The 24,723-nt window shown below is 41.9% G+C and carries 25 protein-coding genes; 23 read left to right on the forward strand and 2 right to left on the reverse strand.

The annotated features are described in order from the left end of the window. Window position 1: 1 nt before the first annotated feature. The 7 genes from NRI27_RS03105 (at window position 2) to NRI27_RS03135 (ending at window position 5,844) form a co-directional block, all read left to right on the forward strand. Window positions 2-595: a nicotinate-nucleotide adenylyltransferase gene (locus NRI27_RS03105; RefSeq protein ID WP_371389493.1), complete on the forward strand. Its 594-nt coding sequence runs from the start codon at window positions 2-4 to the stop codon at window positions 593-595. Further along, entirely contained in the window at window positions 564-1,142 is a 579-nt protein-coding gene (yqeK, locus tag NRI27_RS03110; RefSeq protein ID WP_371389494.1) for a bis(5'-nucleosyl)-tetraphosphatase (symmetrical) YqeK, read from the forward strand. The genes NRI27_RS03105 and yqeK overlap by 32 nt, the downstream gene beginning before the upstream one ends. A gap of 4 nt (window positions 1,143-1,146) precedes the next feature. Then, window positions 1,147-1,491 carry a ribosome silencing factor gene (gene rsfS, locus NRI27_RS03115; RefSeq protein WP_317942207.1) on the forward strand — a complete coding sequence of 115 codons (345 nt, stop codon included), beginning with the start codon at window positions 1,147-1,149 and terminating at the stop codon, window positions 1,489-1,491. Then, window positions 1,488-2,228, forward strand: coding sequence for a class I SAM-dependent DNA methyltransferase (locus tag NRI27_RS03120; protein WP_371389495.1), 741 nt, complete (start codon window positions 1,488-1,490; stop codon window positions 2,226-2,228). Before rsfS ends, NRI27_RS03120 begins: the two co-directional genes overlap by 4 nt. 66 nt (window positions 2,229-2,294) lie before the next feature. After that, complete coding sequence (locus NRI27_RS03125; RefSeq protein WP_371389496.1) at window positions 2,295-2,975, forward strand: helix-hairpin-helix domain-containing protein; 681 nt, start codon at window positions 2,295-2,297, stop codon at window positions 2,973-2,975. 17 nt (window positions 2,976-2,992) lie between these two features. Beyond that, window positions 2,993-3,556, forward strand: a complete 564-nt coding sequence (locus NRI27_RS03130) for a ComE operon protein 2 (protein ID WP_317942204.1) — start codon at window positions 2,993-2,995, stop codon at window positions 3,554-3,556. Then, window positions 3,553-5,844, forward strand: a complete 2,292-nt coding sequence (locus NRI27_RS03135; protein WP_371389497.1) for a DNA internalization-related competence protein ComEC/Rec2 — start codon at window positions 3,553-3,555, stop codon at window positions 5,842-5,844. Before NRI27_RS03130 ends, NRI27_RS03135 begins: the two co-directional genes overlap by 4 nt. Window positions 5,845-5,902: 58 nt before the next feature. Here the strand turns inward: NRI27_RS03135 and NRI27_RS03140 are convergent, their stop codons facing one another. Beyond that, entirely contained in the window at window positions 5,903-6,037 is a 135-nt protein-coding gene (locus NRI27_RS03140) for a YqzM family protein (protein WP_317942202.1), read from the reverse strand. A 158-nt stretch (window positions 6,038-6,195) separates the two neighbouring features. Between NRI27_RS03140 and holA the strand changes: the two genes are divergently transcribed. Continuing rightward, window positions 6,196-7,215: a DNA polymerase III subunit delta gene (gene holA, locus NRI27_RS03145; protein WP_371389498.1), complete on the forward strand. Its 1,020-nt coding sequence runs from the start codon at window positions 6,196-6,198 to the stop codon at window positions 7,213-7,215. Window positions 7,216-7,260: 45 nt separating this feature from the next. On the opposite strand, the gene rpsT is transcribed toward holA, so the two are convergent. Continuing rightward, a complete protein-coding gene (rpsT, locus tag NRI27_RS03150; protein ID WP_317942200.1) occupies window positions 7,261-7,512 on the reverse strand; it encodes a 30S ribosomal protein S20 in 252 nt (83 codons plus the stop codon). A 167-nt stretch (window positions 7,513-7,679) separates the two neighbouring features. On the opposite strand from rpsT, the gene gpr reads away from it, so the two are divergent. The 15 genes from gpr (at window position 7,680) to floA (ending at window position 24,700) form a co-directional block, all read left to right on the forward strand. Further along, window positions 7,680-8,723 (forward strand): GPR endopeptidase, encoded by a 1,044-nt coding sequence (gene gpr, locus NRI27_RS03155; RefSeq protein ID WP_371389499.1) that lies wholly within the window; start codon window positions 7,680-7,682, stop codon window positions 8,721-8,723. Window positions 8,724-8,765: 42 nt separating this feature from the next. Then, window positions 8,766-9,596 carry a stage II sporulation protein P gene (spoIIP, locus tag NRI27_RS03160; RefSeq protein WP_371389500.1) on the forward strand — a complete coding sequence of 277 codons (831 nt, stop codon included), beginning with the start codon at window positions 8,766-8,768 and terminating at the stop codon, window positions 9,594-9,596. Between the two features lie 271 nt (window positions 9,597-9,867). Beyond that, on the forward strand, window positions 9,868-11,691 hold the full coding sequence (lepA, locus tag NRI27_RS03165) for a translation elongation factor 4 (RefSeq protein ID WP_371389501.1): 1,824 nt from the start codon (window positions 9,868-9,870) through the stop codon (window positions 11,689-11,691). A gap of 146 nt (window positions 11,692-11,837) precedes the next feature. Next, a complete protein-coding gene (gene hemW, locus NRI27_RS03170) occupies window positions 11,838-12,971 on the forward strand; it encodes a radical SAM family heme chaperone HemW (RefSeq protein ID WP_371389502.1) in 1,134 nt (377 codons plus the stop codon). 95 nt (window positions 12,972-13,066) lie between these two features. Then, on the forward strand, window positions 13,067-14,122 hold the full coding sequence (gene hrcA / locus NRI27_RS03175) for a heat-inducible transcriptional repressor HrcA (protein WP_317942195.1): 1,056 nt from the start codon (window positions 13,067-13,069) through the stop codon (window positions 14,120-14,122). Then, window positions 14,122-14,736: a nucleotide exchange factor GrpE gene (gene grpE, locus NRI27_RS03180; RefSeq protein WP_317942194.1), complete on the forward strand. Its 615-nt coding sequence runs from the start codon at window positions 14,122-14,124 to the stop codon at window positions 14,734-14,736. Before hrcA ends, grpE begins: the two co-directional genes overlap by 1 nt. Before the next feature lie 41 nt (window positions 14,737-14,777). Further along, window positions 14,778-16,616 (forward strand): molecular chaperone DnaK, encoded by a 1,839-nt coding sequence (dnaK, locus tag NRI27_RS03185; protein ID WP_371389503.1) that lies wholly within the window; start codon window positions 14,778-14,780, stop codon window positions 16,614-16,616. A 277-nt stretch (window positions 16,617-16,893) separates the two neighbouring features. Then, the gene (gene dnaJ / locus NRI27_RS03190; RefSeq protein ID WP_371389504.1) at window positions 16,894-18,018 is read left to right on the forward strand and encodes a molecular chaperone DnaJ; all 1,125 of its coding nucleotides are present in this window, start codon (window positions 16,894-16,896) and stop codon (window positions 18,016-18,018) included. 15 nt (window positions 18,019-18,033) lie between these two features. Then, window positions 18,034-18,978, forward strand: a complete 945-nt coding sequence (gene prmA, locus NRI27_RS03195) for a 50S ribosomal protein L11 methyltransferase (RefSeq protein WP_371389505.1) — start codon at window positions 18,034-18,036, stop codon at window positions 18,976-18,978. A 2-nt stretch (window positions 18,979-18,980) separates the two neighbouring features. After that, a complete protein-coding gene (locus tag NRI27_RS03200; protein ID WP_371389506.1) occupies window positions 18,981-19,721 on the forward strand; it encodes a 16S rRNA (uracil(1498)-N(3))-methyltransferase in 741 nt (246 codons plus the stop codon). A gap of 16 nt (window positions 19,722-19,737) precedes the next feature. Further along, window positions 19,738-21,078 (forward strand): tRNA (N(6)-L-threonylcarbamoyladenosine(37)-C(2))-methylthiotransferase MtaB, encoded by a 1,341-nt coding sequence (gene mtaB, locus NRI27_RS03205; RefSeq protein WP_317942328.1) that lies wholly within the window; start codon window positions 19,738-19,740, stop codon window positions 21,076-21,078. A 107-nt stretch (window positions 21,079-21,185) separates the two neighbouring features. After that, window positions 21,186-21,857, forward strand: coding sequence for a deoxyribose-phosphate aldolase (gene deoC, locus NRI27_RS03210; protein ID WP_371389507.1), 672 nt, complete (start codon window positions 21,186-21,188; stop codon window positions 21,855-21,857). Between the two features lie 151 nt (window positions 21,858-22,008). Then, window positions 22,009-22,182 (forward strand): 30S ribosomal protein S21, encoded by a 174-nt coding sequence (gene rpsU, locus NRI27_RS03215; protein ID WP_009496905.1) that lies wholly within the window; start codon window positions 22,009-22,011, stop codon window positions 22,180-22,182. A 170-nt stretch (window positions 22,183-22,352) separates the two neighbouring features. Then, window positions 22,353-23,687, forward strand: coding sequence for an NfeD family protein (locus NRI27_RS03220; RefSeq protein ID WP_371389508.1), 1,335 nt, complete (start codon window positions 22,353-22,355; stop codon window positions 23,685-23,687). Beyond that, window positions 23,687-24,700: a flotillin-like protein FloA gene (gene floA, locus NRI27_RS03225; RefSeq protein WP_317942187.1), complete on the forward strand. Its 1,014-nt coding sequence runs from the start codon at window positions 23,687-23,689 to the stop codon at window positions 24,698-24,700. Before NRI27_RS03220 ends, floA begins: the two co-directional genes overlap by 1 nt. The last annotated feature ends 23 nt before the right edge of the window (window positions 24,701-24,723 follow it).

Consider the following 24,723-nt stretch of genomic DNA (forward strand, 5'->3'; position numbering starts at 1 on the left):
GATGAGAAAAATTGGACTATTGGGAGGTACGTTTAATCCGCCACATATAGGACATTTAATCATTGCAAATGAAGTGAAACAAGCACTTGGATTAGATGAAGTGCGTCTCATGCCTACTGCAATTCCTCCTCATAAACACAATCCAACCGATGCAACACCAGCACAACGGTTGCGGATGGTACAGCTTGCAGTTGAAGGCACGGATGGGTTAATGGAATCTTCATTTGAAATTGACCGTGGTGGTGTTTCGTACACCTATGATACAATGAGAGCTTTAAAAGAAGTGGAACCTGAAACGGATTTTTATTTCATCATTGGTGGAGACATGATCGACATACTGCCACAGTGGTTTCAAATCGAAGCGCTATGTAAGTTGGTCACGTTTGTAGGTGTCCAACGGCCGGGCTCTTCAGGTGAACAATCAGTCATTCCAGTTGAGTTCATAGATATCCCATCAATCGATCTTTCTTCTACGATGATTAGAAAAAGGACGGAAGCGGGACAGTCTATTCAATTTCTAGTACCGGATCCGGTCATATCGTATATTCGACAGGAGGGTCTGTATGGAAGTACAACTGCTAAAAGAAGAACTTGAACGTAGACTACCTCAGAAAAGATATGAGCATGTATTACGAGTGGCTGCCACTGCCAAGACGTTAGCGCGCCATTATGATGTGGATGAAATACGTGTCGAACTAGCTGCGTTGTTTCATGATATCGCAAAATTCATGGAACCAGCAGAAATGCGCACACTGATTGAAAAGCATGGTGAAGATGTGCGACTCCTCACTTTCCATCACGAGTTATGGCACGCTGCAGCTGGCCGAATTATTGCAGAAAAAACGTTCAATGTGACCGATGAAGATGTTCTTAACGCCATCCGGTATCACACGACGGGAAGAGCGGGAATGTCTCCCATTGAGAAGATTGTCTATGTAGCCGATTTAATCGAACCGGGCAGAGCGTTTCCTGGTATTGAACAATTACGTACCGTAGAAGGTAAATCTCTAGACCGAGTGATGCGGGATTGCGTGTCACATTCCATTAAATACTTACTGGACAACCATGTGGCGGTTTTTCCGGACTCGCTTGAATGTTATAATGAACATGTACAAAAAACGCAACTACGAAAGGAATCGTGAAAATATGCCAACATTACTCGAAACAGCTTATAAAGCGGTAGATGATAAGAAAGCACAAGAAATTGTCGTTCTAAATATGGAAGGAATCTCATTAATTGCAGACCAATTCATCATTTGCCATGCAAACTCTGAACGACAAGTGCAAGCAATCGCAAGAGAAGTAGTCGATAAAGCTGCTGAGCACAACTATGAAGTGAGAAGAATGGAAGGGTTGGACAACGGACGATGGGTCCTTGTTGATCTTGGGGATGTAGTCGTTCATGTATTCCATAAAGATGAGCGTGGCTATTACAACCTTGAAAAATTGTGGGGAGACGCGCCGTTATTACAATTGGATGAAATGCAATGACAGCAGCATATAAGGAATTTGCGACGGTCTATGACGAATTAATGACCGATATTCCGTACGATGACTATGTTGAACTGCTTGAATTAGCAATTGGCAGACTAAATGGAAAAAAGGTATTGGATGTCGGTTGTGGAACAGGGTTGCTGTCAGTGAAGCTTGCGCAAATGGGTGCGGAAGTCACGGGCATCGACCTTTCAAACGACATGCTTGAAGTTGCTCGCAATCGGGCGATTGATTCCTCGCTATCTATCGAATTCAATCAACTGCCGATGCAACAAATTGCTGGGAATCCTAGCTTTGACGCAGCAGTGATTGCAATCGATTCATTAAATTATGTGTGTACCGAAGAAGAGGTACTCCAAACGTTCAAAGGCATCTACTCAGTGTTACAAAACGGTGGCACCTTGTTGTTTGATGTCCATTCTACTTTTAAAATGGATACAATTTTCCTCGAAGGTCCATTTACGTTTGATAATGAAAAGATTACGTACATATGGGAAACAGAAGAAGGGGAAGAAGCATACTCCGTCTATTCGGAGCTTGCTTTTTTCGTTAAACAAGGTAGCGGACTGTATCGCCGTTTTGACGAGCGTCATACACAACGCACTTTCCCAGTCAATCGTTATGCAGAAATGCTAGCTGATGTAGGTTTTCACATTGAACGGATTTTTTCTGACTGGGAAGATGAGCCACCACATGAGGAAAGCGAAAGAATATTTTTTCAAGTGCGCAAATAACACTTTCAATTTTCTGTGAAATCGTTTATAGTGGGAAGGACTCCATGTGAATGCCTCGTAGAAAGGGTGACTGCACTGTTTTTTACGAAGCTCTCTAAAAAATGGCGCATAATCATTACCCCTATTGCAGCAATCGCAATCCTATCCGTATTCTTGTTCTTCCCCCGAGAGCAAAATGACAATACATCTGCAATTGTCAGCGGAAAATCTCCTGTTATGAATGTAATTGATGAAGAACCGACAATAGCGGCTGAACTACCCGCTGATGATCCACTCCCAACGGTATTGAGTGAACCAGCTCCAATCGTTGTGGATATTCGTGGTGCCGTAAAATATCCAGGTGTATACTCCTTGTTGGAGGGCGACCGTCTTATCGATGCAATTAACGCGGCAGGCGGTTATTTACCTGATGCGCAAACAAAGATGCTGAATCACGCGATGAAGGTTCATGATGAATTTTTCATCTATGTTCCAAGTGAAGGCGAGGAAGTTGAGCCACTGGCATCTGTTGGGCTGCTCGGCCAACACGAAGAAGAAACTGCTGTTGATGAGTCTACGGTAAATATTAATCTTGCGAATATGCAAGAGCTTATGACGATACCGGGGATTGGTCCCTCGAAAGCGACTGCGATACTTCAATATCGAGAGGAACATGGACCGTTTCAAACAGTAGATGCAATTATGGAAGTGTCTGGCATTGGACAGAAAACATTCGATAAGTTGAAAACTTATATTTCAGTGAACTAATGTTAGGAGGCATACATATGGAGCGAATTACATGGGATCAGTTTTTCATGGCGCAATGCCATTTACTAGCAGTCAGAAGCACGTGTACGAGGCTTGCTGTAGGTGCAACGATCGTTCGAGATAACCGGATAATTGCAGGCGGTTATAATGGCTCGATTTCAGGTGGAGATCATTGCATCGACAATGGATGTTATGTTGTGGACAACCATTGCGTCCGCACCATCCATGCTGAAATGAATGCATTATTGCAATGTTCCAAGTACGGGAGTCCTGTGGAAGGTGCGACGTTATATGTCACACATTTTCCGTGCTTGCAATGCTCAAAAGCGATCATCCAGTCAGGCATAAAGAAGGTCAATTATGCAACTGATTACAAAAATGATGCTTATGCGATAACGCTTTTTGAACAATCAGGCGTCGAAGTAAAACACATTCCTTTTGACGAAAGGGAAGTGGACTTCACGAAGGATTTAAAAATTGAGCTTATGCATGACTTGCTTTCAAAAATGGAGAGCGTTGGCACTCCGCATGAAGAACTTGTTCCATTCAGACAAAGGATGGATGACTTATTTGGAAAATGATCGGTCAAATACGTCTGATCTATGTGATGATACCGTTGACCGTATCGGCATTTGCTGTGTACGGTCAGGTTCATTTACTGGCACTTAATCTCCTTCTTATCCCCATCTTTCTTCGTAGAAAACAAGATTATTTGACCCCCATTATTGCATTGGCTACGGCAATTATTTCTTATACTTTTTTCTCTACACAAATACCTTTTTCCAATGAATTCGTTGATGACGTGATTGATATTCGATGGACGGACAAAGTGAAAGTCGATGGCGGTTCACTTAAAGGGTTTGCGAAAACACAAACTGGTGACGTCGTCTATGTTATTTATCGGCTTGAAAGTGAACGTGAGAAAGAGCAATTTCAGTCTATGCATATTCCATCTTTACAAATGAAACTAGCTGGGACTTTCAAACAAATTCCAGATAGTCCACATGCGTATTCATTTCAAATGGCTTCATACTTACGAATGAATGGTGCTGCTAATTTGTTTGAATCAGATATGTTGGTAGAAGTCCGATATGCAAACGGTTTGTATTCATCGCTAAGTGCACATCGATGGTCGGTGCAACAGCATATTGAACGACTATTTCCAGTTGATTTGCAAACTGAGGCGAAAGCGTTATTGATAGGTGATCGTAGTGGGATGTCAGACGAACTGGCAGCTACCTATCGTACATTAGGCATTACACATTTGTTTGCGATCTCGGGACTTCATGTAGGATTGTTGACATACTTTATACGGGTTTTGCTCATTCGAATGAATGTCAGAATGGAAACCGTGGATACGTTGCTCGTTATCCTGTTACCTCTGTATGCTGTGCTTGCAGGAGGCGCACCCTCTGTATGGCGGGCGGTATTGGTCACGATGCTTGTTTTATTAACAGCTACTGGAAAAATGAAGATGAAGACAGACGATGCATTAGCCCTTAGTGCCATCCTTTTTATTAGTTGGCAACCGTATGTCGTCTTCCAGCCTGGATTTCAAATGTCCTATGTGGCTGCTTTTTCCCTCGTTTACTCCAGTACGCTCTTATCGAGGGCACAGTCACCAATAGTAGTAGCTTTTCTCGTTACGGCGATTACACAAATTGCATTATATCCAATTTTATTGGTACATTTTTATGAACTGTCTTTGTCTTCTTTCTTCGTGAATCTACTTTATGTACCGTTGTATGCGACGATTATTTTACCAGCAAATATTTTATTACTTGTATTCACGTATGTTGCGCCAGTCCTTGCTTCAATTAGTTTTACATTGTATACACCCTTTAGAGTTTTGGTAGAAGAAGGTACTTTTTTCTTCGCTTCGCTTCCTTTTCAATTATGGACTCCTGGTAAACCTCATCCTCTATTTGTAACGCTGGCATTGATCGGTAGCTTGGTCTTTTTCATCAAAATAGAACAGAGGAGAAATCTATTCTATGCTTCACTTTTCCTACTTGTCCCAGCATTATGTATACAGTTTACGCCTTATTTGGATTCGACGTTACGCGTAACGTATGTAGATGTCGGACAAGGGGATGCAATTGTTATCGAATTGCCGAATCGTAAAGGTGTATATGTGGTGGATACGGGAGGAGTCGTCAGGTGGGGTGAACAAGATTGGAAGACACCTGAAAAAGAGTTCGAAGTGGGTAGAAGAATTGTTCTTCCTTATTTAAAAGGGAAAGGTATTACGAAGGTAGATAAGCTAATCCTTACGCATGCAGATAGTGATCATATGGAAGCTGCGGATGAAATAATAGAAGAAATTGAAGTGGTGGAAATTCATATTGCGCCGCATACTGAGAAGGAAGAGACGATGAAAGAAGTATTGGAACTGGCGAGAGCGAAGCAAATACCGGTGTTAACCGTATCTGAAGGGGCTACTTGGTCTAACTCGTCGATCACTTTCACTTACCTCGCACCAGATGAAGGAATTTATAAAGGGAATGATAGTTCGCTTGTTTTGTTCATGCAAACAACAGGGCCGAATTTTCTTTTTACTGGTGATTTGGAACGTGAAGGGGAAAGCAAGCTCATTCGGGACTACCGACATATCAATTGGGGGGAAGTCTTCTTAAAAGCGGGTCATCATGGCAGCCGGACATCGAGTTCAGATGCTTTCATCGAAATGATACGACCGACAGTAGCCATCTTGTCGTATGGGAAGGACAATCGCTACGGCCATCCGCATGAAGAAGTGATAGAGACTCTTCACAAGTATAATGTGAAGTCGTATTCAACTGCTGAAGATGGATCGATTACAATTTCAGTAAATAAGGGGAAGTATGTCATTTCAGCTACAAGAAATTGATAAGACGGTCTTGTCTAGTTCAATTAAGGACTAAACAGACCGTCTATTCATCGTACAATTATTGTGCGACGAAGTCGATAACTGTAGCAATAACGAAAATTGCAGAAAAAGCTACGAATGCTACAACAAAGCCGACACCAGAATCAATTAAATCATTGCGTTTTGACTGTACGTCATGTTCAAACTCATTCATTGCTACACCTCCAATTCCTATATAGTATAGATGATAATGACTAAAAAATCTATATGTAACGATTTATTCGTAAGACTTTATGACAAACGACACAAAGTGTTCATAGTTAGGGGAACGTGCTGTATAATGAAAACAGCTTTAGACTGGAGGGGAAATTTGTGGTCAATGCAATTTGGAAAAAAATCAGTAACGGTAACATCGAACCGGTCTATTTGCTTACGGGAATCGAACAACAGTTAATTGATACAACGGTCCAACGGCTTATCAAAGCGATGCCTGATATTGACGCAGCAACGGTGATTCGTTTTGATTTAGAGGAGACGCCGATAGAAGCTGTCATTGAAGAGGCGGACACGCTGCCGTTTCTAGAAGAACGAAAGCTCATTATCGCCAACCATGCAACATTTTTAAAAGCTGCTGATAAATCGAAAGAGAAAATTGTACATAATGTTTCATTGTTAGAGCAATGGCTGGAAAATCCTTCGCCTACCGCTGTCGTGGTGTTTGTTGCGCCTTATGAAAAATTGGACGGTCGAAAAAAAATTACGAAGCTGTTCCAACAAAAAGCAGTCGTTGTCGAAACATCTCCGCTAACTGGCCGAGATTTAACGACTTGGGTTCAACAGGAAGCAGCGAGTAGAGGAATTACAATTAGCGGAGAAATTGCGCAGTTGCTTGTTACGATGGCAGGAGATAGTTTGCTCGCGTTATCGTCAGAAATTGCAAAGATTGCGATGTACATGGACGGTGATGGAGAAGTTACTGGGCAAATTGTTGAAATGCTCGTCCCTCGTCAACCCGAAATGGATGTATTCAGATTGACGGATGCTTATATGACAGGAAATGTACCTGAAACGATCAAGATTTACCATGACCTCTTACGAAACGGTGAGGAACCAATCATGTTGACGTCACTTATCGCGGGACAAATCCGTTTGATGATTCATGTGTCGTCACTGGTGAAAAAAGGGTATCACCAACAACAAATCGCGAAAACGTTGAATGTGCATCCTTATCGCGTAAAATTGATTATGGAAAATCGACGGATTCCATCGATGCAAAGGTTGTTACGGATTTTAGAGCGACTCGCCCATATTGACCATCAATTGAAATCAACTGGTGGGAAGAGGGAGAGAGTGTTGGAAATTTTCTTTATGGATCCAATGCGAGGCGAATGAAAAAGGCTGTACCTTGTCCATGTTAACAAGGTACAGCCTTTTCTCTTATAGCGCCTTTTTTGTAAGACGTGCTTTTTGACGAGCAGCTGTGTTTTTGTGGATTAGACCTTTACGAGCAGCTGTGTCCAATTTTTTAACTGCGTCTTTCAAAAGATCAGTAGCGTTCTCTTCCTTATTGACGATCGCAGTGTCAGCTTTACGTACAGCAGTACGCATAGCAGCTTTAATTTGTGAGTTTTGCTCATTTGCAGCAGCACTTTGTTTAACGCGCTTAATAGCACCTTTAATGTTTGGCATTCCATTCACCTCCAATTTCAGGTAAGGCAAGAGTGTTTCCATAATTACCATCCGGATATCTCTATACAACATTAACATTTTAGCAAAATGAGCGCAAGAACGCAATAAAAATATGCAAAGAATATTTCCTTGACACAACGTGCAAACTGCATCATGAGGTGATGACAATGGAAAAGTTGAATTTCTTTCGTACGGACTTGTTAGTAGAACACGAAGAGATGGTACGCCATCGGACTGAGCAAGAAAAAGAAACATTGAAAGAATCCAAGGGCGTGTTATTCGATGAGCAAAGAAAGGGTAGAGTCATTGTTACTTCAGTGACGATAGATGCTGAAGGGGAGAAACGTATTGGGAAAAAGGCAGGAAAATACTTGACGTTGACTTGTCCCACGTTAACTCCATCTGACACAGATGGATTGGAGGAGTTGACGAACGTATTAAAAACGAAGTTGGCTGAAATGACAGCGCACATTCCGAACTTGCAAAGTGGGAAAATATTATTGATTGGTCTTGGCAATCGTGAAGTGACACCGGATGCAGTCGGGCCATTGACAATGGACCGTATGAAAGAAATCGTTCCTCACTACTATTCAGATGAGGGAAGTGAACTTTATGTCTATGCGCCAGGTGTCACAATCCAAACAGGTCTTGAGACAGCCCATTTTGTCAAAGCAATCGTTACGGAAATTAAACCAGACCTTTTAATTGTTGTGGATGCGTTAGCCGCCCGAGACAGTTCGAGATTATGTAAAACCATTCAACTCACGGATACGGGAATCCATCCAGGATCGGGAGTAGGGAATAGCAGAAAAGAGGTATCCCGTGAAACATTAGGGGTGCCTGTAATCGCAATTGGCATTCCGACAGTCGTAGATGGACCTGTGCTAATCGCAGATGCCATCAATACGTTATTCAATTACATTGCAACAAAAATTGAAGAAGAAAATAGCCCTTCTTCTCGCTTGTCCGTTTCTCCTTGGCTACGTAGTGAAAATAAAAATGCAGATCAATCGACATTGGTACCCATTTTTGGCGATTGGACAGCTTGGCCACACGAAGAACGCGTTCAATTGTTTGAAGAAGTTTTGGCAAACCATGAGTTGAATACGTTCATCTCCCCAAAAGAAATCGACTCATGGGCATATCAATATGCAGACTTACTTGCGACTGCTGTTACGGATTGGATGGAAACGATAAAAACGAGTCATTGACCTCCTTCTTCAAGCATATAGTTTTAGACGGGGGGATGTCGCTTGAAGAAAAATATGCAAATTTGGACCGTTATCGTATTCGCTCTTTTCCTGTTCCCGGTGATCATTCAATTTATACCGGAAGAATCCAAAATCTCCAACACTAAAATCATTAAAGAGAACGCATTGATCGTGTATGCATCCAATGTTGTTGAGGAAGAAGTTGAACCTGTCGTTCCGACTGAAGTGACCGCTGGCAAAGTGTTATTGTACTACACCCATTCGCATGAAGCGTATGAACCGATGACGAAAGCCGCGGATGGCAAAGTAGCCGTTTCACACCATACGGAAAATATCATGAAGATGGGAGAAAAACTGAAAAACCAACTAACCATCAATGGATTGGAAGCAGAAGCGATTGAAGTGGACATTATGAAAGAAATGCTGAAAAACCGTATTCCTTATGCGAGAGCCTATAAAGAAATCCGACCTCACGTTAAAAAACGTTTAGCCGAAAAAGAGTATGATCTCATTATAGATATACACCGGGATGCAGTCGGACCGGAATTGACAACGCTCGTCCATGAGGGACAGCGTTATGCAAAAGTAGCGTTTGTTGTCGGGACGGATCATGCCGGATATAAACAAAACGAACAGCTTACAAAACAATTGAAGTTGCAGATGGAAAAAAGGATACCTGGTATTACACGAAATGTAATTTCTAAAGGTGGAGCAGGTGTCGATGGCAAATACAATCAAGATTTACATCCGAAAATCATCTTGATTGAACTAGGAGGCATCGGAAACAACGAAGAAGAGTTGAATCGGACAATTGGCGTCATTGCAGAAGCTGTGAAAGAATTAGTGGAGCAAGGAGAAGGAACTGAAAAATAAGTGTTTGAGCGGAACGGTGACAATTACAAGGCTTGCAACATAAAAATCGTCCTAAACGATTATCTATGTAGGATATCGTATGGACGATTTTTTGTTTACTTTAGGACAACCCTTTTTCCGAAAGCCATTCTTTATCTAATGCCATTCATCTGTTAGACTTGAGAAGCCTACAAAGTATCTATAGTAGTTTGGAATTTGAAATAAGAAAATGTAACATGTTTATCAGTTATTTGCTATAATGCAAATAGCTTATATAGGAGTGAACTGACAGATGAATCATGAAGAGAGAATGGCACGTCAAAAGAATATACGAAACTTCTCCATTATCGCGCATATCGACCATGGGAAATCGACATTAGCCGATCGATTATTGGAAAAGACTGAAACCGTTAGCTCGCGCGAATTGAAGTCGCAAACATTGGACTCCATGGATTTAGAGCGTGAAAGAGGAATTACGATCAAGTTAAATGCGGTACAATTGAAATACACAGCTAAAAATGGTGAAGATTATACGTTCCATTTAATCGATACACCTGGGCATGTCGATTTCACGTATGAAGTATCAAGAAGCCTTGCTGCTTGTGAAGGGGCAATACTTGTAGTAGACGCAGCGCAAGGAATTGAAGCGCAAACATTAGCGAATGTGTATCTTGCGCTCGATAATGACCTTGAAATATTGCCGGTTATTAATAAAATTGATTTACCAGCAGCAGATCCTGACAAAGTGAAACAGGAAATTGAAGATGTTATTGGTCTTGATGCCTCTGAAGCTGTACATGCTTCCGCAAAAGCGGGCATCGGTATAGAAGAGATATTGGAACAAATCGTTGAAAAAGTACCTGCACCGACCGGAGATCCAGAAGCACCACTAAAAGCTTTGATTTTTGACTCGCATTACGATCAATACAAAGGTGTCATCGTCAATATCCGTATTGTTGAAGGAACCGTGAAACCGGGTGATAAGATCCGCATGATGGCGACAGGTAAAGAGTTCGAAGTTATTGAAACAGGAGTCTTCACGCCAAATGTTTCTTTACGTGATGAACTATCCGTCGGAGATGTTGGGTTTTTATCAGCTGCCATTAAAAATGTCGGTGACACACGTGTTGGTGATACAGTAACGAACGCTAAAAACCCGGCGAGCGAGCCGCTTCCGGGATACCGTCGAATGAATCCTATGGTATTTTGTGGATTGTATCCAATTGACTCATCGAAATACGTAGACTTACGTGAAGCGCTTGAAAAGCTCGAACTCAATGACTCTGCACTCGAATACGAAGCCGAGACTTCCCAAGCACTTGGTTTCGGATATCGTTGTGGATTCTTAGGCCTTTTGCATATGGAAATCATTCAAGAGCGTATTGAGCGTGAATTCAAGATTGACCTCATTACAACGGCGCCGAGTGTTATTTATAATGTTGTTTTGACTGATGGTACCCAAAAGAAAGTGGACAATCCATCAATGATGCCCGACGCTCAAAAAGTGGATTATGTAGAAGAGCCATATGTAAAAGCGTCGATTATGGTTCCGAACGAATATGTTGGTTCAGTAATGGAACTTTGCCAACAAAAACGTGGAAACTTCAAAACAATGGATTACATGGATGCATCACGTGTAAACATCATTTATGAACTACCGCTCGCGGAAATCGTTTATGACTTCTTCGATCAATTAAAATCAGGCACGAAAGGCTATGCATCACTTGATTACGAGTTAATCGGTTATAAACAATCGAAACTTGTGAAAATGGACATCTTGTTAAATGGTGAGCAAGTAGATGCTTTGAGCTTCATTGTTCACCGTGATTTCAGCTATGAACGTGGAAAAGCGATTGTCGAAAAGTTGAAGACATTAATTCCGAGACAACAATTCGAAGTGCCAGTACAAGCAGCGATTGGACAAAAGATTGTTGCTCGTTCAACGATCAAATCCATCGGTAAAAACGTATTGGCGAAATGTTACGGTGGAGATATTTCACGTAAACGGAAATTGTTAGAGAAACAAAAAGAAGGTAAAAAGCGTATGAAGCAAGTCGGTTCTGTTGAAGTACCGCAAGAAGCCTTCATGGCAGTTCTTAAAATGGATGAAGAGTAAAAGGAGACGGGGGTCCGAATGGGACTCCTTTTTCTATGGAATCCGTTCATTTGTAGCGAGCGACTTGATAAGGTAAACTAATTGGATGTAGAAGATCCAACGATATTGTTTAGACCATTAGCAGTTTAGAAAGGAGCACACTTTTTATGCGAGGCATGTACATTCATATTCCTTTCTGTCATCAAATTTGTCATTACTGTGATTTCAATAAAGTATTCTTTCAAAATCAACCAGTGGATGCTTATATCGAATCCATCGGAACGGAACTTTCGATAATGGTGGATGAAGGGCATTCATTCAACGAGTTAGAGACGGTGTTTATAGGAGGTGGAACACCGACCTCCTTATCAGAAAAGCAGTTAGAACGCTTACTCGAAATCGTTCATCAATTTGTGGATGTTCGTTCATTAAAAGAGTTTTCAACTGAGGCGAATCCAGATGAATTGACAGCAGGTAAGCTGGCGGTCTTAAAAAACGGAGGCGTAAACCGATTAAGCATTGGTGTCCAATCTTTTGATGAACAACTATTGAAACGAATTGGACGGACGCATGGCGCGAATGACCCGATAAAGGTGGTTCAGGATGCAAGACGCATCGGTTTTGAGAACATTAGCATTGATTTAATATACGGACTACCCGATCAAACAATGCAACAATGGAAAGAGACGCTTGACCTTGGGCTAGGACTTGACTTGCCTCATTACTCAGCATATTCATTAATCGTAGAACCGAAAACTGTGTTTTACAACTTAATGAATAAAGGGAAATTACCTCTACCGGGAGAGGACGCCGAAGCAGAAATGTTTGAGGTCCTCATGGAAAGAATGCATAAAGAGGGCAAGCGGCAATATGAAATCAGCAATTTCTCTGTACCAGGTCTTGAATCGGTGCACAACCTCATTTATTGGGAAAATGATGAATATGCCGGAATTGGTGCTGGTGCGCACGGGTATTTGAACGGTTGGCGATATGCAAATCTTGGCCCGTTAAAAAAATACATGGGCAGTTTAGAGTCACAAGCTAGACCCATTATGGAACAACATGAAGTGACGCAAACGGAGGCGATGGAGGAAGAGTTGTTTTTAGGCTTACGTAAGCTGTCAGGTGTATCAACGCACACATTTCATGAGAAGTTCGGCAAAACGCTTGAAGATGTGTACGGAAAAGTGCTCAACGACTTAAACCAAAAAGGGTTAATTGAATTGACACCGACTCGTATTAAACTGACGAGGAAGGGAATCTTTAGGGGCAATGAAGTGTTTCAACAATTTCTTATGTAACCTCGAGTTTATCCGTTGACAGTCAATCGTCAATTTGATAAATTATGAGTAGTATTAGCACTCGCTTATAAAGAGTGCTAACAGGAGTGATGATCATGTTGACAAACAGACAATTGCTTATTTTGCAACTGACGGTTAACGATTTCATCGAGTCCGCACAACCTGTCGGGTCAAGGCAGTTATCTAAAAAACCGGAAGCGCCTTTCAGTCCTGCAACGATTCGGAATGAAATGGCTGATCTGGAAGAACTGGGTTATCTTGAAAAAACCCATACTTCTTCAGGAAGAATCCCTTCTGACAAAGGATACCGTTTTTATGTCGATCATTTACTGACACCAGAAAAATTGACAGTGGAAGACAGTGTCCAATTGCGTTCCATTTTTCAGGACCGCGTTGTAGAAACAGAAGAACTCATTCGTAATTCCGCGAAGATTATTTCTGAATTGACGAATTACACAGCAGTATTATTAGGGCCAGACATGTCCATGCACTCCGTGAAAAGGTTCTCCATCGTTCCGTTGGATGAAACAAAAGCGGTCGCAATTATCGTTACCGACAATGGGCATGTTGAAAATCGGGTTTTTGACGTGCCAAATGGTATGCGCGCATCCGATATTGAAAAAATGGTCAATATTTTAAATGAACGTCTAGTAGGAACCCCGTTAAGCTTTCTTCAAAACAAGCTTGCCCGTGAAGTGAAAATGATTTTTGACCAACATGTACACCAAGCTGGTGACTTGTTTGCTTCGTTCCAACGGGCTATGACAATCAAGCCTGAAGAACGTTTATATTTTGGCGGTAAAATGAACATGATGAAGCAACCGGAATTCCATGATTTTCAAAAGATGAAATTGTTTTTTGAAATGATGGAAAATGGCATGCCTGCTATGACTTTTTTCCAAGATGACAAACAAGGAATTCATGTACGAATTGGTTCTGAGAACAACAATAATGCAATTGAAGACTGTAGTGTCATCACCGCTAAATACGCTGCAGGTAGTAACGTAACAGGTGCAATTGCAATTATCGGACCAAAACGGATGGATTATGGTAGAGTCATTACGATGTTGGATATTTTAAGTGGTGATTTATCTAAAGCACTTGGAAAATTGTCAATAGGCGGCGACGGATTGGACAGGAGGAAAGATTGATGGCTGAAGTGACTAAGAAAGAAACAGAGGAAACCGTTTCACAACAACAGGTTCCTGAAGAGGCTGAACACGAAGTTCAACTAGAAGAAGATCAGCAACCTACGAATGGAACTGATGAAGGTGAGGACCAACTAGCTGGTGAACCTGAAGAAGTTGACGAGAAAGAGGAACGCATTCGTGAATTGGAAACAAAACTCCAAGAGCAAGAAAATAAGTTGCTGCGTGTTTTAGCAGACTTTGAGAATGCCAAAAGAAGAGCAACTCTTGATAAGGAAGCGTTAAACAAATACAAAGCGCAAAGTCTTCTGACAAACCTCTTGCCAGTATTGGACAATTTCGAACGCGCGCTTGCTGTAGAAGTCAAAGCGGAAGAAACACAATCTCTACTTACGGGTATGGAGATGATTTATCGAAATCTGATGGATTCACTGAAAGGTGAAGGATTAATAGAAATCGAAGCGCAAGACCAGGAATTTGATCCGAATTTCCATCAGGCCGTCATGACAGACAGTGACCCTGACAAAGCCTCAGGTATTGTGCTTCAGGAGCTCCAAAAAGGGTATATGTTAAAAGATCGTGTTCTTCGACCAACAATGGTTAAAGTTAACGAATAATAATTACTTGTTGAGACGCATTTATTTAGGAGGAATTTAGAATGAGCAAAATTATTGGTATTGACTTAGGGACTACAAACTCAGTAGTAGCAGTCTATGAAGGTGGAGAAGCAAAAGTAATTCCGAATCCGGAAGGCAACCGCACAACGCCATCTGTTGTAGCATTTAAAAATGGTGAAAGACAAGTTGGTGAAGTCGCTAAACGTCAATCCATTACAAATCCAAATACGATTATGTCCGTCAAAAGACATATGGGTACAGATTACAAAGTAAAAGTTGAAGATAAAGAGTACACGCCACAAGAAGTTTCTGCAATGATCCTTCAATATATGAAAGGGTATGCAGAAGAATATTTAGGCGAAAAAGTAACGAAAGCAGTTATTACTGTGCCGGCTTATTTCAATGATGCACAACGTCAAGCGACAAAAGATGCTGGTACGATTGCTGGTTTAGAAGTTGAGCGTATCATTAACGAACCAACAGCTGCAGCATTAGCATATGGTTTAGATAAAACAGAAGAAGATGAAACAATCCTCGTCTATGACTTAGGTGGCGGGACGTTCGACGTATCTATCCTTGAACTTGGTGACGGTGTATTCCAAGTCCGTGCAACGGCGGGAGACAACAAATTAGGTGGAGATGACTTTGATGATGTCATTATCGACTACCTTGTACAAGAGTTCCGCAAAGAGAACGGCATTGACTTGTCAAAAGACAAAATGGCGATGCAACGTTTGAAAGATGCGGCAGAAAAAGCGAAAAAAGACCTTTCTGGTGTAACATCAACGCAAATCTCATTACCATTCATCACTGCTGGAGAAGCAGGTCCTCTTCACTTGGAAATTTCTCTAAGCCGTGCGAAGTTTGATGAACTGACTGCGAACCTAGTAGAGCGTTCAATGGTGCCAACTCGTCAAGCGATGAAAGATGCTGGTTTGTCTCCATCTGAAATTGACCGTGTCATCCTTGTTGGTGGTTCTACACGTATCCCGGCAGTTCAAGAAGCAATTAAGAAAGAAACAGGTAAAGAGCCTTTTAAAGGCGTAAACCCTGATGAAGTAGTTGCAATGGGTGCAGCGGTTCAAGGATCCATCATCCGTGGAGACGTGAAAGACGTCGTCTTATTGGATGTAACGCCACTTTCCCTTGGTATTGAAACAATGGGCAGCGTGTTTACAAAATTGATTGAACGGAATACGACAATTCCTACAAGTAAATCACAAGTATTCTCGACAGCAGCTGATAACCAACCAGCAGTAGACATTCACGTGTTACAAGGTGAGCGTCCAATGGCAGCAGACAACAAAACACTTGGTCGTTTCCAATTGACAGATATTCCACCAGCACCACGTGGCGTTCCACAAATCGAAGTAACATTTGATATCGATAAAAATGGTATTGTAACTGTTAAGGCGAAAGATCTTGGAACGCAAAAAGAACAAAACATTACAATTCAATCTAGCTCAGGTCTTTCTGATGATGAAATTGATCGCATGGTAAAAGACGCTGAAGCAAATGCAGAAGAAGATAAAAAGCGTAAAGAAGAAGCAGACTTGAAAAACGATGCGGACCAACTCGTATTCATGGCTGAAAAAACAGTCAAAGACTTGGAAGGCAAAGTTTCTGAAGAAGAAGTGAAAAATGTTGAAGAAGCGAAAGAAGCGTTGAAAGCTGCAATTGAAGCAGGCAAGTTAGAAGACATGCGTGCGAAGAAAGAAGCGCTTGAAGAAATCGTTCAACAAATGACAATGAAGCTCTATGAACAAGCTGCTGCAGAAGCACAAGCGCAAGGTGAAAACGGCGAAGCAGGCAACCAATCGAAAGATGATGGTGTAGTAGATGCTGATTTCGAAGAAGTAGAAGATGACAAGAAAAACTAATTGATCGACCGATTGACGGAAAAGTCAAAGTCCGATATTCCGGCTTTGACTTTTTCTTTTTGAAAGATAAAAGAAAGAAGTGGAGAAATGACCGCACTTTTGTCTCTTTTTTCTTAGCGTGTTACAATGAAGCGAGTCTCCAACCTGTTGATGGTTGGTAACGGGAAAATTTACGGGCAGTTGGGTTCCAATATGCATCTATTGAATTGTATGGATGCAGGAGTCTACTGCTCATTCATTTGAATAAGCAGTCAATGATTCATGGGAGAGTGGAATGATGAGTAAGCGAGATTATTACGAAGTGCTTGGCGTGCCTAAAACAGCTACAAAAGAAGAAATCAGAAAAGCCTATCGAAAACTTTCTAAACAATACCATCCTGATTTGAACAAAGAAGCTGGTGCTGAACAGAAATTTAAAGAAGTGACAGAAGCATTCGAAAACTTAAGCGATGAAAATAAACGAGCACAATATGATCAATTCGGTCACGCTGGTCCAAATCAAGGCTTTGGTGGCTTTGGTGGTGGCGCTGCAGACGGATTCGGTTTTGAAGATATTTTTAGTTCGTTTTTCGGTGGTGGTGGTTCACGACGCCGTGATCCAAACGCGCCACGAAAAGGTGACGATCTCCAATATACAATGACAATTGATTTCATGGAAGCAGTGTTCGGTAAAGAAACTGAAATTGAAGTACCGCGTGAAGAAGCTTGTGACACATGTTCTGGCACAGGTGCGAAAAAAGGTACACCAGTCAATACATGTTCACACTGTGGTGGTTCCGGTCAAATTTCAGTGACTCAAAATACACCACTTGGTCAAATGGTAAACAGACGGACATGTCCACATTGTCAAGGAACAGGAAAAATCATCCCAGAAAAATGTAACACTTGCCATGGTGCAGGTCGCGTAATAAAACGTAAAAAAATTAAAGTAACTATCCCTGCAGGCGTTGACAACGGTCAACAATTGCGTGTGAGCGGTCAAGGTGAAGCAGGCATAAATGGTGGACCATCCGGCGATTTATATATCGTCTTCCGCGTCAGAGATCATGAGCGCTTTGTTCGTGAAGATGACGACATCTATTTAGAAGTACCAATGACCTTCCCGCAAGTTGCATTAGGAGACGAAATCGAAGTGCCAACAGTCCATGGGAATGTTAAATTGAAAATACCTGCAGGTACACAAACTGGAACGAACTTCCGTTTAAGAGGCAAAGGGATAAAAAATGTCCACGGGCATGGGATTGGTGATCAACATGTCATCATTAAAGTGGTAACACCTAAGAAAATGACTGAAAAACAAAAGGAATTGCTACGTGAATTTGCTTCAATTGAAGGAAGTTCACCAGACGAGTTCTCAAGTTCTTTATTTGATAAAATCAAGCGGACGATAAAAGGCGATTGAAAGGGATGAATGCTGTTGAAGTGGTCTGAAATCTCCATCCATACGACACACGAAGCAACTGAAGCCGTTGCAAACATTTTACATGAAGCAGGTGCGAGTGGGGTGATCATTGAAGATTCCCATGAGCCTGATAAAATTCATGAAGATCGATTCGGAGAAATTTACGAATTGAACAAAGATGACTTCCCAGCAGAAGGGGTCATTGTAAAAGCCTATTTGCCAGTCAACAGTTTTCTAATCGAAACAGTGAAGGAAATTAGTGAATCTGTTAATGATTTAGCAGATTACGGACTTGACATTGGTATGAATATTGTAAAAACGAACGAAGTGGATGAAGAAGATTGGGCAACAGCATGGAAAAAGTATTACCACCCAGTTAAAATTTCAGAACGTTTTACAATTGTGCCCACTTGGGAAACCTACACTCCGGTGGCTTCAGATGAATTAATTATTGAACTTGATCCCGGCATGGCTTTCGGAACGGGGACGCATCCTACAACGGTCATGTGTTTACAAGCACTGGAGAAGTATGTGAAAAAGGGCGATCGTGTCATTGATGTAGGTACAGGTTCTGGTGTTTTAGCAATTGGTGCTGCACTCCTTGGGGCATCTCATGTTCATGCATTGGATCTCGATGAAGTCGCAGTCACGGCTGCAAAAGAAAACATTCATTTGAACAAAGTGCATGAAACGATTCAAGTAACACACGGAAACTTATTGGACTCTGTCAAAGACCCGGCATCTATCATCGTTGCAAACATTCTAGCAGAAGTAATCATGACATTCTCCCAGGATGCATTTGACATATTGCCAAATGAAGGCCTTTTCATCGTATCTGGCATTATTGCGCAAAAGAGAGACTTGGTAAAAGAAGATTTGATTGCAAAAGGATTTGAGATTGTAGAATCCGTTTTAATGGAAGAGTGGGTTGCAATTGTTGCTTCCAAAAGGAGTGCGTAACGATGCAACGCTATTTTCTAGATACTCCATTTAGTAATGAAGGAAATGCAACAATTACCGGAGAAGATAGTAAGCATATCGTAAAAGTAATGCGAATGACGGTCGGCGATACACTGATTGCTGTATCAGAAGGTGAAGCGTGCGTCGCGAGCATTATTCAGACTCAACCTGATGGGGTAACCATTCAACGGCAGGAAGGTTCTCTTCCCTTAAACGAGATGCCAGTCAAGGTGACGATCGCGTGTGGTTTGCCGAAAGGCGATAAATTGGATTTGATCGTTCAAAAAGGTACTGAACTTGGGATGCATGCTGTTATACCATTTGAAGCAGAACGGTCGATTGTCAAATGGGACGCAAAGAAAGGCGATAAAAAAGTAGAACGTTTACGTAAAATCGCAAAGGAAGCAGCCGAACAATGTCACAGGACGGTTATTCCGAATGTTAGTGAACCCTTGTCGTTCAAACAGTTAATCCAAGTTTCCTCTCAATACGATGTTTGTCTTTATGCAGATGAAGAAGATGCCAAAAGTGATCGTCCGAACAAGATTGCAGAGAGACTGAAAAACGTGTATGATAAACAATCAGTATTAGTTGTTTTTGGTCCGGAAGGTGGCCTGTCCAGAAAAGAGACGGCTTCAATGTCGACTGCAGGATTTCTTTCTGTTTCATTAGGACCACGTATTTTACGCACCGAAACAGCTCCATTATACGTATTGTCCGCTATGTCTTACGAATTTGAATGAAAGAGGTGAGCAGCTAGTGTCTTCTGTCGCTTTCCATACATTAGGCTGCAAAGTGAACCATTACGAAACGGAAGCGATTTGGCAACTTTTCAAAGATGCTGGATATGAACGCGCCGATTTCGAGAAAAATGCTGATGTATATGTTATTAATACTTGCACAGTTACAAATACAGGAGATAAAAAGAGCCGTCAAGTCATACGGAGAGCAATCCGAAGAAATCCGGATGCGGTCATCTGTGTGACGGGTTGCTATGCCCAAACATCTCCGGCAGAAATTATGGCAATCCCAGGAGTCGATATCGTTGTCGGCACCCAGGACCGTACAAAATTGCTTGGGCTTATCGATGAATACCGTGTTGAGCGACAACCGATTAACGCTGTCCGTAACATTATGAAGAACAGAGTGTATGAAGAATTGGATGTTCCAGCGTTCACGGATAGAACTAGGGCTTCACTTAAAATCCAAGAAGGGTGTAATAACTTCTGTACATTCTGCATCATTCCTTGGGCGCGCGGGTTAATGCGTTCAAGAGATCCAGAAGAAGTAATACGCCAAGCTCAACAACTTGTAGACGCGGGTTATTTGGAAATCGTCTTGACGGGTATCCATACGGGTGGTTACGGAGAAGATTTGAAGGATTATAACTTGGCTCGCCTTTTAAGGGACCTAGAAACAAAAGTAAAAGGCCTGAAAAGACTTCGCATCAGTTCAATCGAAGCGAGCCAACTAACCGATGAAGTCATTGAAGTGCTTCGTCAATCCTCTACGATTGTGCGTCATTTGCACATTCCGATCCAATCAGGATCCAACACGGTTCTTAAGCGAATGAGAAGAAAATATACGATGGAATTTTTTGCAGAACGTTTGGATCGTTTACGTGAGGCATTACCTCATTTAGCGATTACATCAGATGTCATCGTTGGTTTTCCGGGAGAGACAGAAGAGGAATTCATGGAGACGTATAATTTCATTAGAGATCATCGTTTTTCTGAATTACATGTCTTCCCGTATTCAAAGCGTACCGGTACACCTGCAGCAAGAATGGAAGATCAAATTGATGAAGACGTAAAAAATGAGCGCGTTCATCGATTAATTGAGTTAAACGACCAGCTTGCGAAACAATATGCAGCTGATTTCGAAGAAGAAGTATTGGAAGTCATTCCTGAAGAGAAATACAAGCTCGATCCAGCGAGCGGCTTGTATGAAGGCTACACAGACAATTACTTGAAAGTCGTTTTCCCGGCAGATGAATCAATGGTCGGTAAAATTGTCAAAGTCAAAATTACAAAAGCAGGCTATCCATATAATGAAGGTCAATTCGTCCGGACAATAGAAGCCGAAGCCACGCTTGTTTAAAAGAAACAAACACAGTCCACTCTATATCGGGTGGACTGTTTTAATGCGTTTGCGACAAAGGTTTGCTATGATGTAAGAGGTACATACATCTTAAGGAGGGTATTGCATTGAACAAAGATTACGCAGCGTTTATCGATCATACATTATTAAAAGCTGACACGACGAAAGAAGAAATTGTTACATTATGTGATGAAGCTAGGGAATACTCCTTTGCGTCCGTTTGTGTCAATCCAACATGGGTGAAAACTGCGAGTGAACAATTGAAAGGTTCACCGGTTAAAACATGCACGGTCATCGGCTTCCCTTTAGGGGCTTCGACTTCAGAAGTGAAACGTTTTGAAACGAAAGATGCTCTTGCAAATGGCGCAACTGAAATTGACATGGTTATTAATATTGGTGCCTTGCGAAGCGGGCAGGAGCAGCTTGTTAAAGAAGACATTGAAGCTGTCGTAACCGAGGCGAAAGGAAAAGCAATTGTTAAAGTAATCATTGAAACTTCCTTGCTAACCGATGCAGAAAAAAGAACAGCGTGTGAGCTTGCAAAAGAAGCAGGTGCGGACTTCGTTAAAACGTCTACAGGTTTTTCTACAGGCGGAGCAACTGCAGAAGATGTTAAATTGATGCGTGGAGTTGTCGGACCTGAAATGGGCGTGAAAGCATCAGGTGGCGTTCGTAGCTTTGAGGATATGAAAAAGATGATGGAGGCTGGGGCAACGAGAATCGGAGCAAGCTCTGGTGTGCAAATTATGCAAGGTCTGCAAAGCGATTCTGATTATTAAGTCACATGAATGGCACTAAAAAATAAGTTCCTATTTCGCATCGATATTTTGAAAGTTTTTTATTGACCATCTAGGCATTGTGCGATATAATTTTTTAGTACAAGGAGTAACACCTTGTTTCGAAGTGTGCTCGGAGGGAGGGACAAGAGATATGACGAAAACTGTCGTTCGCAAAAATGAATCGCTTGAAGATGCTCTTCGCCGCTTCAAACGTACTGTATCAAAATCTGGTACAATACAAGAGGTAAGAAAGCGTGAGTTCTACGAGAAACCAAGTGTCAAACGTAAAAAGAAGTCTGAGGCTGCTCGTAAGCGTAAATTCTAATAGCTGTCCATATGAAATAAAAACTAAGCATGTTATGCATGAAACCGGAGAATCCATTGCGATTCTCCGGTTTTTTACATTAAAAAAATTCTTGCATTCAAGTGAATCTTTTCGCCATCTTAATCGTATTAAAGGTATAATTACATATATAGAAAGAGGTGAACGTCTACATGCGTAAAATGATTGGCAAGTTTCTCCTTTTCCTTCTATTTGCTTCAGTCCTTTCCGTTCCATTTACAAGTGCAGTGAATGCGGGAGGCAATCCTGTTTATCACGTGAAACTGGATGAGTCTGTGGAAAGAGGGCTTCATGCTTATTTAAAGAGGGTTTTCGGCGAAGCGGAAGAAGCGAATGCGAAGGCGATCATTTTAGAAATTAATACACTTGGTGGATTAATCGATGCTGCGGGACAAATTGGTAAGCTTATGGATGAGACGGAAGTCGAGATCATCGCTTATGTCAATGACCGTGCGATTTCCGCTGGTGCTTACATTGCACTACATGCCGATGAAATCTATATGTCACCGAATGCCAAAATTGGTGCTGCACAGGCCGTTGATGGTGCAGGGAACGCAGCACAAGAGAAGTCGGATAGTTTTTGGAAAGCAGAAATGGTCAGTGCTGCCAATTCGTCAAATAGAGACCCGAAGTTTGCATTAGCGATGGCGGACGATTCGGTTGATTTACCGAAATACCGTGCTGGTATAGGGCAATTGCTAACACTCACGGCTAAAGAGGCTGAGGAAGTGGATTACAGCGAAGGCACAGTGTCTTCATTCAAAGAATTGATTGATTTGAAAGGTCTAGATAAATCTGAAATCATCCAGACAAATCTTACCTTCACTGAAAGTTTAGCACGTCTCTTTACGCATCCTATCGTTGTCCCGATCTTACTGTCAATAGCAGGTTTAGGCCTAGTTGTGGAGCTCTATTCACCAGGGTTTGGTGTTCCGGGTACGATGGCAATCACATCTTTACTGCTATTCTTATTCGGCCATCTCGTTGCAGGTTTGGCAGGTTATGAGACAATGATTTTGTTTATAATTGGTGTCATACTCGTCATATTAGAGTTTTTCTTAGCAGGAGGGATAGCCGGAGCGTTAGGTGCGATTGCTATCATTGCAAGTATTATTTTGGCGGGTGGCAACCCTGTGTATATGGCGTATTCTGTCCTTATCGCAATTGCCGTCGCTATGAGCGGGATGGTGATCTTAATGAAATTCTTCGGAAAAAAACTGCATCTTCTTAATAAGATGGTGTTAATGGATGCGACAGACACGGAAAGCGGGTATGTGTCGAACGTCAATCGGGTAGAATTGTTAGGGAAGCAAGGATTAGCGATTACACCACTTCGTCCTTCAGGAACGATTGAATTGGATGGCGAACGGATTGATGTAGTTTCCCAAGGTAGTTACATTGACAGAGGGAAACATGTTACGATAGTAAGGGTTGAAGGTTCCCGTATCGTTGTAAGGGAATCAAAAGAAAAGGGGGACAATGAATAATGGGTGAGTTATTAGGTTTAGGTGGTGTTTTCGTTCCGATTTTAATCATTATCGGAATCATCATCATTTTGTCGGTATTCTTTACGCTTGTACCAGTAACGCTATGGATTTCAGCGTTAGCTGCAGGTGTACGTGTAAGCATTTTCACATTAATCGGTATGCGCTTACGTCGCGTTATCCCAAGTCGTGTTGTTAATCCGTTGATTAAGGCACATAAAGCAGGATTAAATGTTGCGATTAACCAATTGGAAAGTCACTATTTGGCAGGTGGTAATGTCGACCGCGTTGTTAATGCGTTAATTGCAGCACATCGTGCGAATATCGAGTTATCGTTTGAGCGTGCAGCAGCGATCGACCTAGCTGGCCGTGACGTGTTGGAAGCGGTTCAAATGTCCGTAAATCCAAAAGTCATTGAAACGCCATTTATCGCTGGTGTTGCGATGAACGGTATTGAAGTGAAAGCGAAAGCAAGAATTACGGTTCGAGCGAACATCGATCGACTCGTCGGTGGTGCGGGTGAAGAAACGGTTGTTGCCCGTGTCGGTGAAGGGATTGTTTCCACGATTGGTTCTTCTGTGGACCATGCAAAAGTATTGGAAAATCCTGATTTGATTTCACAGACAGTATTGGCAAAAGGGCTTGACTCTGGAACAGCGTTTGAAATCCTGTCCATTGATATCGCGGATGTTGATATCGGTAAAAACATTGGTGCGGAACTTCAAACTGAACAAGCGATGGCTGACAAAAATATTGCACAAGCAAAAGCTGAAGAGCGTCGTGCAATGGCTGTTGCAAACGAACAGGAAATGAAAGCAAAAGTTCAAGAGATGCGTGCGAAAGTTGTCGGAGCAGAGGCGGAAGTTCCACTCGCGATGGCAGAAGCGCTACGTACAGGTAATATCGGAATTATGGATTATATGAACTATAAAAACATCCAAGCTGATACGGGCATGCGTGATTCCATCAGCAAAATCGGTGGAGACCAACAAAAGCCTGACACGACGAAAGAATGACGTTTGAGCACTTAATTCCCGGA

Source organism: Sporosarcina sp. OR05 (assembly GCF_041414805.1).
Lineage (GTDB): Bacteria > Bacillota > Bacilli > Bacillales_A > Planococcaceae > Sporosarcina > Sporosarcina saromensis.

Coding starts and splice junctions, on each gene's coding strand:
- NRI27_RS03105 (WP_371389493.1), top strand. CDS start 2: ATGAGAAAAATTGGACTATTGGGAGGTACGTTTAATCCGCCACATATA.
- yqeK (WP_371389494.1), top strand. CDS start 564: ATGGAAGTACAACTGCTAAAAGAAGAACTTGAACGTAGACTACCTCAG.
- rsfS (WP_317942207.1), top strand. CDS start 1,147: ATGCCAACATTACTCGAAACAGCTTATAAAGCGGTAGATGATAAGAAA.
- NRI27_RS03120 (WP_371389495.1), top strand. CDS start 1,488: ATGACAGCAGCATATAAGGAATTTGCGACGGTCTATGACGAATTAATG.
- NRI27_RS03130 (WP_317942204.1), top strand. CDS start 2,993: ATGGAGCGAATTACATGGGATCAGTTTTTCATGGCGCAATGCCATTTA.
- NRI27_RS03135 (WP_371389497.1), top strand. CDS start 3,553: ATGATCGGTCAAATACGTCTGATCTATGTGATGATACCGTTGACCGTA.
- NRI27_RS03140 (WP_317942202.1), bottom strand. CDS start 6,037: ATGAATGAGTTTGAACATGACGTACAGTCAAAACGCAATGATTTAATT.
- rpsT (WP_317942200.1), bottom strand. CDS start 7,512: ATGCCAAACATTAAAGGTGCTATTAAGCGCGTTAAACAAAGTGCTGCT.
- gpr (WP_371389499.1), top strand. CDS start 7,680: ATGGAAAAGTTGAATTTCTTTCGTACGGACTTGTTAGTAGAACACGAA.
- lepA (WP_371389501.1), top strand. CDS start 9,868: ATGAATCATGAAGAGAGAATGGCACGTCAAAAGAATATACGAAACTTC.
- hemW (WP_371389502.1), top strand. CDS start 11,838: ATGCGAGGCATGTACATTCATATTCCTTTCTGTCATCAAATTTGTCAT.
- hrcA (WP_317942195.1), top strand. CDS start 13,067: ATGTTGACAAACAGACAATTGCTTATTTTGCAACTGACGGTTAACGAT.
- grpE (WP_317942194.1), top strand. CDS start 14,122: ATGGCTGAAGTGACTAAGAAAGAAACAGAGGAAACCGTTTCACAACAA.
- dnaK (WP_371389503.1), top strand. CDS start 14,778: ATGAGCAAAATTATTGGTATTGACTTAGGGACTACAAACTCAGTAGTA.
- dnaJ (WP_371389504.1), top strand. CDS start 16,894: ATGAGTAAGCGAGATTATTACGAAGTGCTTGGCGTGCCTAAAACAGCT.
- NRI27_RS03200 (WP_371389506.1), top strand. CDS start 18,981: ATGCAACGCTATTTTCTAGATACTCCATTTAGTAATGAAGGAAATGCA.
- rpsU (WP_009496905.1), top strand. CDS start 22,009: ATGACGAAAACTGTCGTTCGCAAAAATGAATCGCTTGAAGATGCTCTT.
- NRI27_RS03220 (WP_371389508.1), top strand. CDS start 22,353: ATGCGTAAAATGATTGGCAAGTTTCTCCTTTTCCTTCTATTTGCTTCA.
- floA (WP_317942187.1), top strand. CDS start 23,687: ATGGGTGAGTTATTAGGTTTAGGTGGTGTTTTCGTTCCGATTTTAATC.